The sequence below is a fragment of the Bacillus sp. 3G2 genome (genome assembly GCF_044324725.1).
In the GTDB taxonomy this organism is placed as follows: Bacteria; Bacillota; Bacilli; order Bacillales; family Bacillaceae_G; genus Bacillus_A; species Bacillus_A mobilis.
In genome coordinates this window covers 4,774,728-4,794,504 of sequence record NZ_CP172246.1, presented here as the reverse complement: position 1 = coordinate 4,794,504, position 19,777 = coordinate 4,774,728, and the positions used below count along the sequence as shown (strand labels likewise).

Here is a 19,777-nt window from a genome sequence, read left to right as displayed (position 1 = left end):
TTAAATGAATATATATAGGATAGTTTCTCTAAATAAAGGAACAGGGGACACAGATTATGTCGAAGAAAAAGAAGAGTAGGGTATTAGTAGCTGGAATATGCATATCAACATTATTATCGCCAGTAGCTTTCGAAGCATCAAAAGGATATGCAGCACCTTTGGAAGAAAATAAAGGTGGGCAATTAGAAGAGGTTAAAGAGAATAAATTTGAGCAGAGAATATTTCAGTTGCCGGGGAAAGGTAGCGTAGAAGAAGAAAATAATCGTTTAAGAGTTACTTGGAAACTTTCCGCTAATGAACCGACTGGGATTTATGCAGAGCCAAATGAAGAGATTACAATTGACATAAAAGGAACGCAGTCTATTCAAGCTTTTATTGGAACGAGATCTTATGATGAAAAGGATCCAGAAGAGTTTGATTTGAAACCAGGGAAAAATGTTATTTCATCTCCAAGAGGCGGTATTTTATATTTTTACAATATGAATAATGGGGGAGAAGTAACAGCTTCAGTTACGAATGGTGGTAGTCACTTCCCTTTATTTATTTTAGGTAAGCATACGAAAAAAGATTGGGATGAAATGTTAAAAAAATATAAGGATCCTTATGCGGTGGAATTAAAAGGTGAGAGAAGTTTAATTACTGCTAGTCCGAGCTCTATACAAAAGTTTATGAAAAACACAGACCCGATAGAATTAATGAAATTGCATGATAAGATTATTCGAATAGAAAATGCAGTAGCAGGATTATCTGAGGACGGTGTTGGGGTTGCGAAATCTCCAATTCATTATGCTCAGTTTGTTGAGAAAAGGAAGCCTGCTGAAGATGACTTTATGTTTGCGAAAAATTATCATACAGGATATATCCCGACGGCAATGAATAGAGTTTTAGATATAGAAGTGCTTGAAAAGGATGGTTGGGGACCGTGGCATGAAGTTGGACATTTACATCAGCAAGAACCTTGGAAGTGGTCTAAAGTAAGGGAAGTTACAGTAAATATTTACTCATTAGCTGTTCAAAAGGCGTTAGGGAATCAATTAGAAATGGATGAGCACTATAAAAACTCATTTGAGTATTTAGAGAAACCTAAAGCAGAAAGATTCATTGATGACATTAATCCGCTTACAATGTTTTGGCAATTAAATGTAGTTTATGGAGAACATTTTTATCCTAGGTTACATCAAGCTTATCGTTTGTTACCTCAGAGTGAAATGCCTGCGTCTGATGAAGAGAAAAAGCAGCTATTTATTTATATGACATCAAAAGTGGCAGGGCAAAATTTAATTCCTTTCTTTGAGGAATGGGGATTAACGCCAAATGATGATATTAGAGAAAAAATAGAAAAATTAAATTTACCTAAATTAGAAAAGGAAATTTGGAAAGCTACAGATAGTAATGATATTCGCGAGAAGCAAGTTGAACCGTATAAAGTTCCGTATGGTGAACCTGCTAATGAGGTACAAAACCTTGTAGTTGGTACGAATTTTGATGAAGAACAAGCGGTTAAACTTGTTCGAAATTTAGGTGAGAATGTAAAAGTAACAGGAAAGATTGTATGGCCTAAATTAGAGAATGGGAAACAGGAAGTGTTAGTAGAAATTGAGGATGAGAAAGGAAATAAAAATTCAATTCCTGTCCAAGTTAACGGAGTTTATGATGACAGTATAGTTTTTCAAGGACTTTCAGATGATGTAATGTCGACAGTGACACTTCACCACGATGAGAAGAAATTAAATGTAAACTTTACTAATAATGAAATACATTACCGTTTTGAAAAAGAAGAATATATGGGCTTAACGCTATACGATCGAAATGGGATTGAAAAGAAACGTGTATCAGCAGAAGGACAAGAAACGGGAAAAAGATTTGCGATGGAACTAAATGAATTGGATTTTGAATATGGTGATGTAGTAAAAGTATTCCATGCAGAACCAGGCCGTTTGAAGTGGTACAAAAATAATGCACTTGTAGATCAAGGGAAAGCTCAAAATAAAAAAGAGAAATTATTCCAAATTACTCAGCAAGGCTTCGAATTAAAAGATAGTTTACAAGAAGTGACAGCAGTACCGCAAAAGGTAGTAGTCGGAATGGATGTAGACAAACTAGATCCGAAAGAATTCGTACAAGTAAAAGATGGAGAAGTGGTTGGTTTTTCAGAAAAACCCAATACATCAAAAATTGGAGAACAAAAAGTAAAAGTAGAGACGAAGGATGCTTTTGGGAATAAGCAAGTGACGGAAGTATCGCTAGAAGTAATTTATGGAAATAGCATTGCATATGTAGGGTATAACAATGAAATTGCTTCAGTTATAACATTAAAGCATGATGAGAAGAAATTACATGCAACTGATATGAATAAACAAATTCATAAATACTTTGATAAAGAACAATATATGGGAATCACTTTATACGATCAAAATGGAACGGAGAAAAAGCGTGTAACAGCAGAAGGACAAGAAACTTCAAAGAACTTTGCAGAGCAAGTGAATGGAGTGCAGTTTGAGTATGGAGATGTTGTGAAAGTATTCCACGCAGAACCGGATCGTTTGAAATGGTATCAAAATAATACCCTTACTGGTCAAGGTGAGAAAAAAGGGGCAAAAGAATTATTCTTCAAAGTGACAGAAAAAGGCTTTGAGAGAATGGACATGTTGCAAGAAATAACAGCGAAACCGCAACAAGTAGTGGTAGGAACAGATATTGAGAAGTTAGATGCAAAGAACTTTGTTGAGGTGAAAGATGGAGAAGTAGTTGGATTTGTAGAAAAACCAAATACAACAAAAATCGGTGAGCAAAAAGTAAAAGTAGAAACGAAAGATCGTTTTGGGAATAAGAAAGTAACGGAAGTATCGTTAGAAGTAATTTACGGTGATAGCATTATGTTCTTTGGGACGAGCTATGGCGGAACGAACATTAAATCAGTTGTAACGTTGAATCATGACGAGAAAAAATTTAGCGCGACAGATTCAGAAGGTAAAATGCATACGTCATTTGCAGATGAGAAATATATGGAAATGACTGTATATGATAAAGATGGGAAAGAGAAGAAAGCAGTATCTGTAAAAGCGTCTGAAAATACAAAAGCATTTGCAGAGCAATTCAATGGAATGACTTTTGAATATGGTGATGTAGTAAAAGTATATCAAAAAGAGTTTGATAGATTTAAAGTGTATAAAAAGAATGAATTTGTGAATACAGAGTATGGCGTTCATGAGGTAGTCTTTAAAGTTACGGAGCACGGTTTCGAAAGAATGGCGAATCAACAAGAAATAACAGCGAAACCGCAACAAGTAGTAGTAGGAACAGATATTGAGAAGTTAGATGCAAAGGACTTTGTTGACGTGAAAGATGGAGAAGTAGTTGGATTTGTAGAAAAACCAAATACAACAAAAATCGGTGAACAACAAGTGAAAGTAGAAACGAAAGATATGTTTGGAAATAAGCAAGTGACAGAAGTTCCTCTAACAGTAACATATGGAGATAGCCTACTTGTATATGGATTGAGCTATAGAGATGGTGATTTGAAATCAATTGTAACTTTGCATCATGATACGAAAAAACTGAGTGCGACAGATACAAAGAACCTAATTCATGATTACTTTAAAGATGAAAAGTATTTTGAATTCACATTGTACGATAAAGAAGGAACAGTGAAGAAAAATATAGCGGTAAAAGGTTTAGAGAATACGCAAGAATTTGCTAAGGAAGTAAATGGACTTGCATTTGAGTATGGAGATGTAGTGAAAGTATATCATGCGGAATCTTCTCGTTTACATTGGTATCAAAAAGATGTATATGTGGGCGAAGGAAAAAGTAAAGAGATAAAGGAATTAGTCTTCAAAATCACTAAAAATGGATTTGAAAGATTAGACGGCGAGCAAACAGTAAAAGCAAATCCGCAAAAAGTAGTAATTGGAACAAATAGCGAAACGCTAGACGCGAAGAAATTTGTTGAAGTAAAGGGCGGAGAAGTAGTAGGTTTTGTAGAGACTCCGGATACGACAACAATTGGTAAGCGAACAGTGAAGGTAGAAACGAAAGATGTTTTTGGAAATAAAAAAGTAACAGAAGTAGCATTGGAAGTAACGTATGGAGATAGTCTTGTATACAAAGGGCTTAGTGACGTAATTCGTTCTATAGTAACGTTCAATCATGAAGAGCAGAAATTACATGTAACGTATACAAATGAACAAATTCATAGCTACTTTAAAAATGAATTATATATGGGAATTACACTATATGATCAAAATGGCAATGAGAAAAAGCATATAACAGCAGAAGGACAAGAAACTTCAAAGAATTTTGCAGAGCAAGTAAATGGCACTTCATTCCAGTATGGGGATGTAGTGAAAGTATATCATGCTGAATCAGATCGCTTGAATTGGTATAAAAAGAGTGAGTTAGTCGGAAAAGGAGATGCGAAAAAGTTTAAAGAAATTTCCTTTAAGATTACTCCAGATGGTTTAGAGAAAGTTCAATAATAAAAAAGCTCGTAAACATTATGTTTACGAGCTTTTTCTATTATTCAGCTTCAGAAACGACTGTGAAGCGTTCGTTTACGTGTTTTGGATTTTCGATTTCATCAAGTGCAGCGACTGCAAAGTCTTCGTAACTTACGTAGCTATCACCTTTTGTGTTAACAAGAAGGTTGTCTTTGCCAGCTGTATAAGAACCTGTGCGTTTTCCTAATGCGAATAATGCAGAAGGACTGATGAATGTCCAAGTGATATCGTTTGTTTGTTGCAAGATTTCTAAATTTTTTCCTTGGTTTTGAGCTGTTGCAAGGTATTCATTTGGGAAACCTGGTGTATCGAATACACGTGTTGTTTTTTCTTCGTCTACAAATAAGCTTCCAGCTCCGCCAACTACAAGTAATTTTGTGTTTGGTGCACCTTTCATCGCTTCAATTAGTACGTTTCCTGCATCTACGTGAAGGTGCTCTTCGCCTGCTGGAGCGCCGAAAGCATTTACAACTACGTCAAATGCTTGTAGGTCATTAGATGTAAGAGAGAATACATCTTTCTCTAAAACTTTTACGTTTTCTTCTGTAATTTTTGCAGCGTTTCTTACGATTGCAGTTACTTCATGTCCGCGATCTAATGCTTCTTTTAAAATACGACTTCCTGCTTTACCAGTTGCTCCGATGATTCCAATTTTCATAATAAATCCCTCCAAAGTGTTTTGTTAAAGTGTATATCTGAAAGTGAATGAATGTATTGTAATTAGGTTTGTTACAACCTGTTGTAATCATTATAGTTACAGGTTGGTACTTTTGTCAATGGTGTTGTTTTTAGATTTATTTTTTGTTTTAGTATGTACAGTTAGAGGAAGGAGAGTCTTAAAGATATTGTTACTTTGTGCATGGCTAATATTTGGAAATTGTAAATTGTCGAAAAATGTTGATTTTTAAATGTTTTTTAAATATAATTCGTTTTATGGAGAAAAGGAGGGGTTAATTGTATGAATATTTTGGAACAATTTGTTTCATCAACGAATACAATTCTTTGGTCATATATTCTTATTGCAATGTTAATTGGTTTAGGTCTTTATTTTTCTATTAAATTAAAATTCGTACAAATTACTCATTTAGGGGAAATGGTTAGACTAATGAGTGATGGATTAACTGGAAAGACGCGTAAAAAAGGTAGTGTATCTTCTTTCCAAGCATTTTGTATGAGTTCAGCAGCTCGTATTGGAATCGGGAACTTAGCTGGGGTAGCGTTAGCTATTTCTATGGGAGGACCTGGAGCGGTATTTTGGATGTGGGTAATTGCGATTATTGGGGCGTCTTCAAGTTTTGTAGAAAGTACGCTTGCGCAAATTTATAAAATAAAAGATGGCAGTGGCTTCCGTGGTGGTCCTGCTTATTATATGGAAAAAGGTTTAAATAAACGTTGGATGGGAATTTGGTTCTCTATCCTTATTACAATTAGTTACGGATTAATTTTTAACTCAGTACAAGCAAATACAGTTACATTAGCATTTAAAAACGCTTTTGGTATTGAGCGTTACGTTGTTGGGATTGTATTAGCAGTATTAGTCGCGGTTATTATTTTTGGTGGTGTAAAAAGTATCGCACGTATGTCGGAAATGATTGTTCCGCCGATGGCGCTTATTTATATTGCGGTAGCTATTTTTGTTGTCATTAAAAACTTCTATTTAATACCAGATGTTTTTACGGAAATCTTTAAAGGTGCATTCGGTTTAGATTCAGCTGTAGGTGGCGGTATCGGTGCTGCGATGAAATATGGTATTCAGCGCGGATTATTTGCGAACGAAGCAGGTATGGGTAGTGCGCCGAACGCGGCAGCAACAGCTGACGTAACGCATCCAGCGAAACAAGGTTTTATTCAAACGATTGGTGTTTTAGTGGATACATTCTTAGTATGTACATCAACAGCATTTATCGTACTATGTTCTGGTGCGTATAAAGCAACGAATTTAGAAGGTATAGAATTAACGCAAAATGCATTAAGTTCACAAATTGGCCCATGGGCGAGCAGTTTCTTAGCGATTATTATTTTCTTATTTGCATTTAGTTCACTTTTAGGAAACTACTATTATGGTGAAACGAATATTGAATTCATTAAACAAAGTAAAACTTGGTTAACGATTTACCGTATTGCGGTAGTGGGAATGGTATTATTCGGTTCTGTTGCGACGCTTAAAGTCGTATGGAATATGGCAGATTTATTTATGGGTCTAATGGTAATTACAAACTTAATTGCAATTACACTTCTTGGACGATTTGCATATGCTGCTTTGGCAGACTACGTAAGGCAAAAGAAACAAGGAAAAGATCCAGTCTTCAGTGCAGATTCTATTCCTGGTTTAATGAATACAGAGTGTTGGGATAAGTCAGTAGTAACAGATAAAGAAAAAGCGGTGTAATGAAAAGGCGAGCGTCGAGATAAATTCGATGCTCGTCTTTTTTTATTGTAGTAAATGATGAAAAGGGTGAGAGGGAATTATTAATATAACTTTGTTTGTTCATTATTCTCGTTATTTGTAGAGAGTGCACTGTCTTAAAAGTAGGACTGGTCGAATGGGATGATTGATTGAGTGTTGGATACATGCACGTACTGGTTATATTTTCACGTGGGAAAACATATATGTTAAGAGAATTAACGTATTCATGTTACAAAACCTAACATAAAGTTCTTGATTACTAAAAGTTTTTAGAATATAATTTTCTTATTGTTAGGAAGAGGGGGCAATGCGATTATGGATTTTTTAGCTAAGGTAATTGGGGATATAAATAATGTCCTTTGGTCATATATCATTATTGCGATGTTAATTGGGTTAGGACTTTACTTTTCGTTTCGTGTGAAATTTGTCCAAGTTCGTTACTTCGGTGAAATGATTCGATTGCTTGGGGATGGGGCAAGTTCGAAAACGCGGAAGGCACAAAAAGAGAAGAGTGGTGTATCATCATTCCAGGCTTTTTGTATGAGTACAGCTTCTCGTGTAGGTACTGGTAACTTGGCTGGTGTAGCTATCGCAATTTCAGCAGGTGGACCAGGAGCAGTATTTTGGATGTGGTTAATCGCGGTAATTGGGGGTGCTTCTGCGTTTGTAGAGAGCACATTAGCGCAAATTTATAAAGTGAAAGATGGGAATGCGTTCCGTGGTGGCCCAGCTTATTATATGGAAAAAGGATTAAATAAGCGCTGGCTTGGAGCTATTTTCTCTGTTTTAATAACAGTAAGTTTCGGATTAATTTTTAACGCTGTACAGTCTAATACTGTAGCTGCTGCTTTTGATGGGGCATTCAAAACAGATAGTAGATTAGTAGGTCTTGTAATGGCTGGTTTACTTGCAGTTATTATCTTTGGCGGAGTAAAACGTATTGCACGTGCGGTTGAAATGATTGTTCCAGTAATGGCAATTATATATGTAGCAGTGGCATTATTCGTTGTTGTAACAAACATTACGGCAATTCCATATGTATTTAAAGAAATTTTCTTACATGCTTTCGGAATTAAAGAAGTAGTAGGCGGAGGATTAGGAGCTGCGATTTTACTAGGGGTAAAACGCGGATTATTCTCAAATGAAGCAGGTATGGGTAGTGCGCCGAACGCAGCTGCGACTGCAAACGTAACGCACCCAGTTAAACAAGGTTTCATTCAAACTTTAGGGGTATTTACAGATACATTATTAATTTGTAGTTGTACAGCATTTATCATCCTTTTATCAGATGTGCATAATGCAGCGGATTTAAATGGTATTCAATTAACGCAGCAAGCATTAAGCCAACATATCGGACCGTGGGCGTCTATATTTGTAGCAGTTGCAATCTTCTTGTTTGCATTTAGTTCATTAGTAGGTAACTACTACTATGGTGAAACAAATATTGAGTTCTTAAATGGAAGTAAAGTGTTACTAAATGCTTATCGAATTGCTGTACTTGGTATGGTTATGTTAGGATCTGTAGCAACAATTCAAATCGTTTGGGATTTAGCAGATTTATTCATGGGTATTATGGCTATTATTAACTTAGTTGCGATCGTATTCCTTTCTAAGTATGCTTTCGCGGCATTAACAGATTACATTAAGCAAAAGAAACAAGGAAAAGATCCAGTCTTCTATGCGGAGTCTATTTCAGGTTTGAATAATACAGAGTGCTGGGATAAGCCAGCAGTAGCTGATAAAGAAAAAGCAGTATAATGAGGTGAGCATCAAGTAAAACTTGATGCTCATTTTTTTGTTTTATCCAGATATTTGTGGGGAGTAAAAGACGAACATTCATGAGTGTTTTATAATAAAATGTAATTTTTTTAAGAAAAGTGCGGATATGAGTTGTGATTTGTGTTAGAATGGGAAATGCCTTTGAAACAAGAGGTTTTATGATCTTTCCTATCCGATTGAAGGTTTTGGAGGAGAAATGGAAAGTTCGGATTATTTCTTATTTTGAGTGGTCAGACGTTCAACGTTAATGAAGAGTTAAATGGAGGATTTTATTAATGAAGTTTGTTATGTTTCTTGTAGGATTGCTCGTTGTATTCGTACTCGGTTTTCTTATAAGTGCCGATCGAAAGAAGATTAAGTATAAACCAATCGCAATCATGCTTGTTATTCAGCTAGTGTTAAGCTATTTCTTATTAAATACGCAAGTTGGTTATATTTTAGTAAAAGGAATTTCAGATGGATTTGGCGCGCTTCTTGGATATGCAGAAGCTGGAATCGTTTTCGTATTTGGCGGTCTTGTTAATAAAGGAGAGGTTTCATTCTTCCTAACAGCGTTATTACCGATCGTATTCTTTGCCGTTTTAATCGGAATTCTGCAACACTTTAAGATTTTGCCGATATTTATTCGTGCAATTGGTACGTTGTTAAGTAAAGTAAATGGTCTAGGAAAACTAGAATCATATAACGCAGTAGCAGCTGCTATTGTTGGGCAAGCAGAAGTATTTATTACAGTAAAAGATCAATTAAGTAAAATCCCAAAACATCGTTTATATACATTATGTGCATCTTCCATGTCGACAGTATCCATGTCAATCGTCGGTTCTTATATGAAAATGATTGAACCAAAATATGTAGTAACAGCACTTGTATTAAATTTATTTAGTGGTTTCATTATTATTCATATTATTAACCCGTACGATATTACAGAAGAAGAAGATACACTGAAATTAGAAAATAAGAAAAAACAGTCATTCTTTGAAATGCTAAGTGAATATATTATGCTTGGTTTCACAATCGCGATCACAGTAGCGGCAATGTTACTTGGTTTCGTAGCATTAATTACAGCAATCAATAGCTTGTTTGATTCCATGTTCGGTATTACATTCCAAGCTATTTTAGGATATATTTTCTCACCATTAGCATTCGTAATGGGTATCCCGCAAGCAGAGATGGTAACAGCGGGTCAAATTATGGCAACAAAATTAGTATCAAACGAGTTTGTTGCGATGCTGGATCTTGGAAAAGTAGCTGGTGACTTATCAGCTCGTACAGTTGGTATTCTTTCTGTATTCCTTGTATCATTTGCGAACTTCTCATCAATCGGAATTATCGCAGGTGCAACGAAAGGTATCGATGAAAACCAATCAAATGTTGTATCATCATTCGGTCTACGCCTTGTGTACGGTGCGACATTAGTAAGTATTCTATCAGCGATTATCGTTGGTGTTATGTTATAAAAAAAGGTGGCCCTAGCTCATAGTTAGGGCTATTTTTTTATGGTAAATTTTCATGAAAAAACCAATTAATTAGGAATATATTAACATATAAAAATCTTTTAAAATTTATATTGCATTTCGTCTAGATAACGCTTACAATTTGATTTGTAGGTGGTATCAATTTCAGACTTTCAAGTATGGTAGGAGAGAAGAAGCTACCTTTTATAAATTGCAATTTATGTAAACGCTTACTGATTTTAGATGACAGTTGAATAGTATTTAGGGGTTTTAAATTTTTTTAACATCAATGGTCAGACGTCATTCGTTATACGTTATACGACCGATAACTCGTGGGAGAAGTGGAGGATTCACATATGAAGATTGTAATGTTTCTAGTCGGTTTACTTGTAGTATTTGTACTAGGGTTCCTTATCAGTTCAGATCGTAAGAAAATTAAATATAAACCAATTGCACTTATGCTAGTCATTCAATTGGTACTTGCGTATTTCTTACTAAATACAAAGGTCGGATTTGTATTAGTAAAAGGGATTGCAGATGGGTTTGGCGCTATTTTAAAATTTGCGGAAGCAGGGGTTAATTTCGTATTTGGTGGTCTAGCAAATGATGGACAAGCACCATTCTTCTTAACAGTATTATTACCAATTATTTTCTTAGCAGTACTAATTGGGATCTTACAACACATTAAAGTATTACCGATTATCATTCGTGCAGTCGGTTTCCTATTAAGTAAAATTAACGGCTTAGGAAAACTAGAATCATATAATGCAGTAGCAGCTGCAATCGTTGGTCAAGGTGAAGTATTCATTACAGTAAAAGATCAACTAAGCAAATTACCGAAAAATCGTTTATACACACTTTGTGCATCTTCAATGTCAACAGTATCGATGTCAATCGTCGGTTCTTATATGAAAATGATTGATCCAAAATATGTAGTAACAGCACTTGTATTAAACTTATTTAGCGGATTCATTATCGTTCATATTATTAATCCATATGATGTGAAAGAAGAAGACGATATTTTAGAATTACAAGAAGATAAAAAACAAACATTCTTTGAAATGTTAGGCGAATATATTATGCTTGGTTTCTCTATCGCTGTAACAGTAGCGGCGATGTTAATCGGTTTCGTAGCATTAATTACAGCAATTAACGGTGTATTCGATTCAATTTTCGGAATCACATTCCAAAGCATTTTAGGATATGTCTTCTCACCATTAGCATTCGTAATGGGTATTCCAACATCAGAGATGCTAGCAGCAGGACAAATTATGGCAACGAAATTAGTAACGAACGAATTCGTCGCGATGCTTGACCTTGGAAAAGTAGCTGGCGATTTATCAACTCGTACAGTAGGTATTTTATCTATCTTCCTTGTATCATTTGCGAACTTCTCATCAATCGGAATTATCGCAGGTGCAACGAAGAGTATCGATGGCAAACAAGCAAACGTTGTATCTTCATTCGGATTAAAACTTGTATACGGTGCAACGTTAGTAAGTATATTATCAGCGATTATCGTTGGGGTTATGCTTTAATAAAACGGTATAGAAGTCGTTTATCTCTCGCCTAGAGGGATGAACGACTTTTTTATTTTGGTATGATAAGTAAGGGGGGATTAAGTTGAAAGAACGGGATAGTTTCAGGGAGTTTGATGAGATTATGGAGAGCATTGATCAATTAACTGGTGAAGATGCTAGAACCTTTTTGAAATTCATACATGGATATTTAAGCATAGTAGAAGAAGGCGATGGGACGTTTACTCATAGTGATTTTGTTGAAAAGGTTTCAGGGATTTATAAGAAGGATTTGGCGAAGGTTATTGGGCTGAGAGAAGAAATAAAAAAATCACCTTAATACATTCATTAAGGTGATTGAAATACTACTCGGCTGGAGGCGTAAATGTACGTTTCTCTAATTCAGCATCTAGCATAAATAATGCGTTTGAATCGCTTGTAATACGTTTTAATTTTTGGATGATGCTATCGAATGAAGCTTCTTCTTCTACTTGCTCATCAACGAACCATTTTAAGAATGTAATCGTTGCGTGTTCACGCTCATCCCAAGCGATATCAGATAAGTTGTAAATACGCTTCGTTACTTCACGCTCATGCTCAAGTGCTACTTCAAAAGCATTCAGTACAGATTCATATTCGTTATTTGGATTATCAAATCCAGTAACAATAGCGCGCTCACCGCGGTCGTTAATGTAGTTGTAAAGCTTCATTGCGTGGAAACGTTCTTCTTCAGCTTGTACAAGGAAAAAGTTAGCGAATCCATCATAGCTCTCAGCTGTACAGTAAGCAGCCATTGCCATATAAGCGTGGGCAGAGTAAAATTCAAAGTTCATTTGATCGTTTAATGCGTCGTGCAATTTTTTAGATAACATAAAATCCCCCTTAGTATTGTGACAAGAATATTATACCATAATTGATAATATTCTCATTTGGATGTCTCGAACCTTTTCGAAAGCTTTGTGACGTGAGCCTCCATAATGTCTTGTAAATCTAAATCATATTTTTGTGAAAGAATAATAAGATTAGATAGTACATCACCAAGTTCTTCTTTTAGTTCCTGTTTTAGCTCTTCTTCTGTTTTCACTTCTTCATCAGGGCGATCACGGCCAATTTCAATGGCGCGAACAACACGTGAAACTTCCCCAACTTCTTCAGTTAAGAAATTTAAGCGAATAAAGGCATTATATTGCGACCAGCTTCGTTTTTCATAAAATTCCTCTACCCATCTTTGAAATGCGACGATATCCATTTCTTCCTCATCCCTTCAATATGTTGTACAATGTTCATTGTATCATAACAATATATAGTTTCGGGGTGTAGGAATGAGAAAGATTTGTGTGTTTGCAGGTTCCAACTTAGGGGAGAGACCAGAATTTAAAGAGCAGGCAATAGCGTTAGGAAAAATGTTTGTTGAAAACGACTATGAGCTCGTATACGGCGGTTCATGCGTTGGATTAATGGGAGAAGTAGCAAATGAAGTTCTTCGTTTAGGTGGGCGTGTAACAGGTGTTATGCCGCGCGGTCTATTCCGAGGAGAAATTGTACATACAGGGTTAACAGAATTAATTGAAGTAGAAACGATGCACGAACGTAAAGCGAAAATGGCAGAGCTTGCGGATGCTTTTATTGCATTACCAGGCGGATACGGAACGTTTGAAGAGTTATTTGAAGTTGTATGTTGGTCACAAATTGGTATACATAATAAGCCGGTTGGTTTATTAAACATTAAAGATTTTTACGGACCAATCCTGCAAATGGTTGAACGCGCAGCAGAAGAAGGGTTTATGAACCCATCGAATAAAGAGTTGATCGTTTCAGCTGAGACGGCAGATAAATTAATTCATGAGATCCAAAATTACGAGCGTCCTGTTTTAGGAACGAAGTGGAAACAGTTATCATAATAAAAAATTATAGAGATTTTTGGAAACACATGTCATTTTATCTTGAAAAGGCATGTGTTTTTAATTTGGTTAAATATGTTAATATTGAGATGTAATGTTTTTGGAAAAGGAGAAATAGATGGAGGAGTTTGTGTACTTACGTCCTGTTTTTAAAAGTATATTAGCAGCATCTATTCTTGCTATGCTAATTGTTTCAACACAGAAGAAAGAGCTAATTAATGAGTTTTCGCTTTGGTTTATTTCGATATTATGTATCGGCGTTTCTGCGATAACGTTGTTTATGTCTGGGTTTATCGTTGATGAGTATAATTTAAGTGGAGATGCAGTGTCGTTTGATATGTTTATTGGGATTGTTTTGATTAGTGGTTTGAACTTCATTATTTACTATAGACGGCAATAAAAGAAGGCATTCCGTATTACTTTGGAATGCCTTTATCACTTTTATTATTTTGTTTCTTATACAGGTACCAGCCACCCCAGCCGCCACCAATTGCTACAACAACGAGGAAAGCGTAGTCTTTTACCCCGATACGTATATTGAAAATGTTAGCTATAAGTAAGACAATCCCAACTGTTATTAACGCAAAAAATGCTCTAATTAAGTAGTCTTTCAACTGAACCACTCCCGCCATTTAAGTAGTAAATGATGAATATGGAAAAGCTTTTTTGGATCTATTTTACTAAAGTATGTTACCTATATTTTAACATAAAAGGGATTGTAATATATTGATAAAAGTAGAGGAGAGAGGTGCTTATATTGTCGTGATTTGTCGGTAGGTCGATATTCTGTGTCGAATCGTCGATATATTTGAAAAATCGTTGATATAATTTCATGTACCAGCATGTGCGACCACCCCATAGAAAAAAGCGACTCTGAACGAGCCGCTTCCGCTTTTAATTGATATCCAGCTCCAGCGGCTAGAATCTCCGGTCATTTCGCTCTCTCGCTCGAAGCAAAAAGCGCTTCAAGGTCGAGAGCTCCAATGCCCTGCGATTCTGAGCAAGCCGCTTCCGCTTTTAATTGATATCCAGCTCCAGCGGCTAGAACAGTCGGTTGTTTCACTCCTTCATTCGAGGCAAAAAGCGCCTCGTAATCAGGAGTTCCAACACCCTCCTGTTCTGAACGAGCCGCTTCCGCTTTAAAATCTATTATTGATTCAAGAACGCACGTAGCATCCAAGCGTGTTTTTCTAGTTCTGTGTAGATGCCTAGTAGTAGGTCAGATGTCATTTCGTCGTCAGAGTTTTGAGCGATTTCCATGCCTTTTTTCAGTTCGACTAGCATCATTTCGTAGTCTTTCATGATTGCTTCAACCATTCCTTCTGCAGTTTCTCCGTAAGCTGCTTCTTGAATAGTAGATATTTCTAGGTATTCTCTCATAGTCGCTACTGGTTTACCACCGATTGCTAAAATACGTTCTGCAATTTCGTCGATGTGAGTAGCTGATTCTGTGTAAAGTTCTTCGAATTTCTCATGTAATGTGAAGAATTGAGGTCCTTTTACGTACCAATGGAAGTTGTGTAATTTTGTGAATAAAACGCTCCAGTCTGCTACTTGCTTGTTTAATACTTCGATTACTTGTTTGTTCATTATGATCAATCTCCTTTTGAGTTGTTATGTGATATCAATTACTAATTTATAATTATTATAATCTAGTAATTCGTATAAATCAACCCTTTTGCTGTAATTAATTTGAACAAATTATGAACTGTTATAAATAAAAAATCCCTATTACGGTGAAGTAATAGGGATTTTGTTTGATATATAGCTCTTGTTCTAAACGAGCCGCTTCCGCTTTTAATGATATCCAGCTCCAGCGGCTAGAATCTCCGGTCATTTCGCTCTCTCGCTCGAAGCAAAAAGCGCTTCAAGGTCGAGAGCTCCAATGTCCTGCGCTTCTAAACGAGCCGCTTCCGCTTTTAATAATTATACAGCTTTTTTATTCTCTTCTACATCCTGTCCATCCCAGCACTCTGTATTCTGTAAGCCAGGGATAGAACTTGCAACGAAAACAGGATCTTTTCCTTGTTTCTTTTGCTTAATATAGTCTACTAATGCTGCGTAGGCGAATTTGCTTAGGAATGAGATGGCAATTAAGTTTGTGAATACCATTAGTCCCATAAATAAATCAGCTAAGCTCCAAACTGTTTTAAGGGCAGCGATCGATCCGAAGAATACCATTCCGACAACTGCAACGCGATAAATCATTAACCAAGTTTTGCTTTCTTTAATGAATGCGATATTTGTTTCACCATAATAGTAGTTTCCTAGTAAAGAACTGAATGCGAATAGGAAAATAATAATCGCTAAGAAAGTGCTTGCCCACGGTCCAATTTGTGAACTTAATGCTTGTTGTGTTAATTCAATACCTTCTAAATTTGATCCTTTGTAAAGTCCAGAACATAATACGATAAATGCTGTTGATGTACATACTAAGAATGTGTCTACGAACACTCCTAATGCTTGAACAAGTCCTTGTTTTACAGGGTGAGATACATCTGATGTTGCTGCTGCGTTAGGAGAGCTACCCATACCTGCTTCTGTCGCGAATAGACCGCGCTGAATTCCGAACTTGATTGCTGCACCGATACCACCAGCGATAGCTTGGTCTAAACCGAATGCACTGTTAAATATTTCTGAAAAAATGCTTGGTAACATAGTGAAGTTGTTAATAACGACGAAAATTGCCACACCAATATAAATAATTGCCATTGGAGGAACAATCATTTCTGTAATACGTGAAATGCTCTTAATACCACCAAAAATAATAACTGCCACTAATAAAGCTAATAGAGCTCCTACGATTGTTCGCTCTAGTCCAAAAGCATTTTCAAACGCTATTGTTACTGTATTTGCTTGTACAGAATTGAAAATTAAACCGTACGCAACTGTGATAAGTAACGAAAACCAAACACCCATCCAGCGTTTGTTTAATCCTTTTTCCATGTAATATGCTGGCCCACCACGGAACCTGCTTCCATCTTTTACTTTATAAATTTGCGCGAGCGTACATTCTACGAAACTAGTAGCTGCTCCAAGGATAGCGATAAACCACATCCAAAATATTGCACCGGGTCCACCCATTGAAATCGCTAATGCTACACCAGCTAAATTTCCGATACCAATACGTGCTGCTGCACTTAAGCAAAATGCTTGGAATGGAGAGATGCTATCTTTATTTTTTTCTTTTCGATTAAACCCTTTGCTAATTAAACCGACCATCTCACCGAAATGAGTAAGTTGGACAAATTTTAATTTGAAAGAGAAATAAAGACCGAAGCCGATTAGCATTGCAATAAGAATATATGACCATAAAATATTATTCGTTACCTCAAGGAATCTGCTAAAGATATCAACCATATAATACACTTCCTTTTTTCGTAATAAGAAAATTATATGCAAAAAATATACGAGAATCAATTTTTCTAAAAAATTATGTTACTTAAACGTATTGTGTGTTATGATTATGTTACATCATAATATTTTTAGAATTATTTACATTTTAAAAAACTAAATGTAAAGCAAGAAAGAGGGGATAATTTGAAAGAAGAAACTTTATTGAAAGTAAGCCTTAAGAGTTTGAAAATGAGAAGTAATATATTTTTTATCATTACATCTGTAAGTATCTTTTTAGGAGCCACTTATTATTACAATAAAAGATTTCCAAGTCATAAGTATCCTGAATGGTTAGAATTTCTAAAGTTAATTGGATGAATAAAAGACAGAAAAACAGAAAATTCAAATAAAAAATGTTGTGGAGGAGCTAAATATGAATATTAGAGAAAGTGAACTTCCGGGTATTGGTTATAAGTTTCAAATCGTTACGAAAGGTAACGAAAAGATGGTGATTGTCATTCATGATGACGGGCGTAGAGAAATGTATCATTTTGATTCAGACCATGAAGAAAGTATCTCAAGTATTTCATTACGTGACTCAGAGGCAAGACAAATTGCAGCAATATTAGGCGGAATGGTATATAAGCCTAGAGCATTAGAAAATGTTGAGATGGTCTTTGAAGGTTTAGCGATTGAGTGGTTCAAAGTGGAGAATGCAGCTCCAGCAATCGGGAAAACAATTGGTGATCTGGAAATAAGAAAAACATATAGCGTAACGATCATTGCAGTTATGAAAAAGAATATGAAAAAGCTATTTAATCCAGGGCCAGAAACAGCAATTGAAGAAGGCGATATGCTTGTAGTTTCTGGTGAGAGAGAAGAAATTAAAAAAATTATTAATGAGTTACTTTCGAATAGGGGGACTGACTAGATGGATACTTTAATTTTTGAAGTTGGTACAGCGTTAGTATTAGTTGCAATTGCGGCAGTAATTGCTGGAAAGTTTAAATTCTCAGTAATTCCGTTTCTAATTGTTCTTGGAATGTTAGTGGGACCACATGCGCCGACAATAGGTGTTATCGATTTCAAGTTTATTGAAAGTGCAAGTGTCATTTCCTTCCTCGGACGGATTGGGGTCCTGTTCCTTCTGTTCTATCTAGGATTAGAATTTTCGATGAAAAAACTAATTAAATCTGGACGTTCTATTGCGATTGGCGGAACGATTTATATTTTAATTAACTTTTCACTTGGGTTATTATACGGATTTATAATGGGATTCCCTTTACTAGAAATCTTAATTATTGCGGGTATTATTACGATTTCTTCTAGTGCTATCGTTGCTAAAGTGTTAGTGGATTTAAGAAGAACTGGTAATAATGAAACCGAATTAATTTTAGGGATTATTATGTTCGAAGATATATTCCTTGCTGTATATTTATCAGTTGTATCTGGTTTAGTTCTAGGAGATCATGCTTCCTTCTTAGGTGCTCTTACTTCAATTGGAATTGCTTTAGGATACATGCTTCTATTCTTTATTGTAGCTAGAAAGGCGACGCCGTTATTAAATAAATTGCTCAATATTAGTTCGGATGAAATTTTCATTATTGTAGTATTTGCTTCGTTATTCTTTATTGCAGGTTTCTCGGAAACAATTCACGTTGCCGAAGCAATTGGAGCACTTCTTTTAGGATTAGTTTTCTCTGAGACAGAGCATAGTGACAGAATTGAACATCTTGTTGTTCCATTTAGAGACTTTTTCGGAGCTATTTTCTTCTTCAGTTTCGGATTAAGTATTGATCCGTTTTCATTGGGCGGAGCGATATGGTTAACGTTAGGTGCTGTCCTTCTTACAATCATCGGAAACTTTGTTGCAGGGATGATTGCAGGGCGACAAGCTGGATTATCTCATAAAGCGTCAACAAATATTGGATTAACAATCGTTTCAAGAGGAGAGTTCTCCATCATTATGGCCAATATCGGTATCGCGGGTGGTTTAATGTCAGTCTTGAAACCATTCTCAGCACTATACGTGCTTATACTATCGATCTTAGGTCCACTTTTGACGAAAGAGTCAAAGAATGTATATAAATTTTTAAATAAAATCTTTAAGTGGGATACGAAGGCTAACTAAATTAAAAAAATAAAAGTACAAGATATTTCCTGCTTGTACTTTTATTTTTTGCAATGAAAACAGTAAAGAGAGGTACATGATGTTAGGAGAGTTGATTCATTCCGTTTTAGTTTTTTTAGAAGGACTTGGTTATTGGGGAATTATGCTTGGATTAATGCTAGAGGTTATTCCGAGTGAAATCGTATTATCTTATGCTGGGTATTTAGTATCAACAGGAAGCATTACATTTTGGGGCGCTGTCGCGTTCGGTACAATTGGTGGTGTAATCGCACAACTATTCATTTATTGGATTGGTCGATACGGAGGAAGACCTGTTCTTGAGCGATATGGAAAATATATTTTAATTCAGAAGAAACATATTGATTATGCTGAAGCGTGGTTTAATCGTTACGGAACTGGTGTTATTTTTACAGCGCGTTTTATTCCTGTTGTGCGTCATGCTATTTCGATACCAGCGGGTATTGCAAAAATGTCACATGCTAAGTTTATTACGCTAACTACATTAGCTGTTATTCCATGGTCAATTGTATTTGTATATTTAGGTTTTAAATTAGGAACAGAGTGGGAAAGTATTAATAAAGTAGCTGGGCCATATGTGAAATACTTTGCACTTGCTGCTATTGTTTGTGCGATTGGTTACTTTGTATTAAAAAAAGTGATGAAAAAAAAGTAATTACGTAAAAGGAATCTATTCTGACATAGATTCTTTTTTTATTGTCATTTTTTCGAAAGGGGAAGAGTATGTTTAATATT

The 19,777-nt window shown here is 35.7% G+C and carries 17 protein-coding genes; 11 read left to right on the top strand and 6 right to left on the bottom strand.

Features of this window, described 5'->3' with window-relative positions; genetic code table 11:
* Nucleotides 1-56: 56 nt before the first annotated feature.
* Nucleotides 57-4,478 (top strand): putative mucin/carbohydrate-binding domain-containing protein, encoded by a 4,422-nt coding sequence (locus ACHZK0_RS24765; protein ID WP_395760980.1) that lies wholly within the window; start codon nt 57-59, stop codon nt 4,476-4,478.
* Nucleotides 4,479-4,518: 40 nt separating this feature from the next.
* Here ACHZK0_RS24765 and ACHZK0_RS24760 read toward each other — a convergent pair whose 3' ends face one another.
* Entirely contained in the window at nt 4,519-5,157 is a 639-nt protein-coding gene (locus ACHZK0_RS24760) for an NAD(P)-dependent oxidoreductase (protein WP_262740537.1), read from the bottom strand.
* A 300-nt stretch (nt 5,158-5,457) separates the two neighbouring features.
* On the opposite strand from ACHZK0_RS24760, the gene ACHZK0_RS24755 reads away from it, so the two are divergent.
* From ACHZK0_RS24755 to ACHZK0_RS24735, 5 genes are all read left to right on the top strand, one after another.
* Nucleotides 5,458-6,888: an alanine/glycine:cation symporter family protein gene (locus ACHZK0_RS24755; protein WP_395760979.1), complete on the top strand. Its 1,431-nt coding sequence runs from the start codon at nt 5,458-5,460 to the stop codon at nt 6,886-6,888.
* 333 nt (nt 6,889-7,221) lie between these two features.
* Entirely contained in the window at nt 7,222-8,664 is a 1,443-nt protein-coding gene (locus ACHZK0_RS24750; RefSeq protein WP_395760978.1) for an alanine/glycine:cation symporter family protein, read from the top strand.
* A 296-nt stretch (nt 8,665-8,960) separates the two neighbouring features.
* Nucleotides 8,961-10,142, top strand: coding sequence for a NupC/NupG family nucleoside CNT transporter (locus tag ACHZK0_RS24745; RefSeq protein WP_016085638.1), 1,182 nt, complete (start codon nt 8,961-8,963; stop codon nt 10,140-10,142).
* A 353-nt stretch (nt 10,143-10,495) separates the two neighbouring features.
* Nucleotides 10,496-11,677 (top strand): NupC/NupG family nucleoside CNT transporter, encoded by a 1,182-nt coding sequence (locus ACHZK0_RS24740; RefSeq protein WP_073517059.1) that lies wholly within the window; start codon nt 10,496-10,498, stop codon nt 11,675-11,677.
* 85 nt (nt 11,678-11,762) lie between these two features.
* Complete coding sequence (locus ACHZK0_RS24735; protein WP_262740540.1) at nt 11,763-11,996, top strand: hypothetical protein; 234 nt, start codon at nt 11,763-11,765, stop codon at nt 11,994-11,996.
* Nucleotides 11,997-12,021: 25 nt separating this feature from the next.
* Here the strand turns inward: ACHZK0_RS24735 and ACHZK0_RS24730 are convergent, their stop codons facing one another.
* Nucleotides 12,022-12,528: a ferritin gene (locus ACHZK0_RS24730; protein WP_063261728.1), complete on the bottom strand. Its 507-nt coding sequence runs from the start codon at nt 12,526-12,528 to the stop codon at nt 12,022-12,024.
* A 53-nt stretch (nt 12,529-12,581) separates the two neighbouring features.
* Nucleotides 12,582-12,905, bottom strand: a complete 324-nt coding sequence (locus ACHZK0_RS24725; protein ID WP_000355759.1) for a MazG nucleotide pyrophosphohydrolase domain-containing protein — start codon at nt 12,903-12,905, stop codon at nt 12,582-12,584.
* An 88-nt stretch (nt 12,906-12,993) separates the two neighbouring features.
* Here ACHZK0_RS24725 and ACHZK0_RS24720 point away from each other — a divergent pair, with 88 nt between their 5' ends.
* Both ACHZK0_RS24720 and ACHZK0_RS24715 read left to right on the top strand, forming a co-directional pair.
* Complete coding sequence (locus ACHZK0_RS24720; protein ID WP_170955061.1) at nt 12,994-13,557, top strand: TIGR00730 family Rossman fold protein; 564 nt, start codon at nt 12,994-12,996, stop codon at nt 13,555-13,557.
* 118 nt (nt 13,558-13,675) lie between these two features.
* Nucleotides 13,676-13,957 (top strand): hypothetical protein, encoded by a 282-nt coding sequence (locus tag ACHZK0_RS24715; RefSeq protein ID WP_262740541.1) that lies wholly within the window; start codon nt 13,676-13,678, stop codon nt 13,955-13,957.
* A gap of 16 nt (nt 13,958-13,973) precedes the next feature.
* Here ACHZK0_RS24715 and ACHZK0_RS24710 read toward each other — a convergent pair whose 3' ends face one another.
* The 3 genes from ACHZK0_RS24710 to ACHZK0_RS24700 form a co-directional block, all read right to left on the bottom strand.
* Nucleotides 13,974-14,171, bottom strand: coding sequence for a hypothetical protein (locus ACHZK0_RS24710; RefSeq protein ID WP_270606354.1), 198 nt, complete (start codon nt 14,169-14,171; stop codon nt 13,974-13,976).
* A 535-nt stretch (nt 14,172-14,706) separates the two neighbouring features.
* A complete protein-coding gene (locus tag ACHZK0_RS24705) occupies nt 14,707-15,147 on the bottom strand; it encodes a Dps family protein (RefSeq protein ID WP_061678982.1) in 441 nt (146 codons plus the stop codon).
* A gap of 336 nt (nt 15,148-15,483) precedes the next feature.
* Nucleotides 15,484-16,917, bottom strand: coding sequence for an alanine/glycine:cation symporter family protein (locus ACHZK0_RS24700; protein ID WP_262740543.1), 1,434 nt, complete (start codon nt 16,915-16,917; stop codon nt 15,484-15,486).
* 409 nt (nt 16,918-17,326) lie between these two features.
* Between ACHZK0_RS24700 and ACHZK0_RS24695 the strand changes: the two genes are divergently transcribed.
* From ACHZK0_RS24695 to ACHZK0_RS24685, 3 genes are all read left to right on the top strand, one after another.
* Complete coding sequence (locus ACHZK0_RS24695; protein WP_048528229.1) at nt 17,327-17,824, top strand: cation:proton antiporter regulatory subunit; 498 nt, start codon at nt 17,327-17,329, stop codon at nt 17,822-17,824.
* Nucleotides 17,825-19,024, top strand: a complete 1,200-nt coding sequence (locus ACHZK0_RS24690; protein ID WP_000380217.1) for a cation:proton antiporter — start codon at nt 17,825-17,827, stop codon at nt 19,022-19,024.
* A 79-nt stretch (nt 19,025-19,103) separates the two neighbouring features.
* On the top strand, nt 19,104-19,697 hold the full coding sequence (locus ACHZK0_RS24685) for a DedA family protein (protein ID WP_000900205.1): 594 nt from the start codon (nt 19,104-19,106) through the stop codon (nt 19,695-19,697).
* Nucleotides 19,698-19,777: the final 80 nt, after the last annotated feature.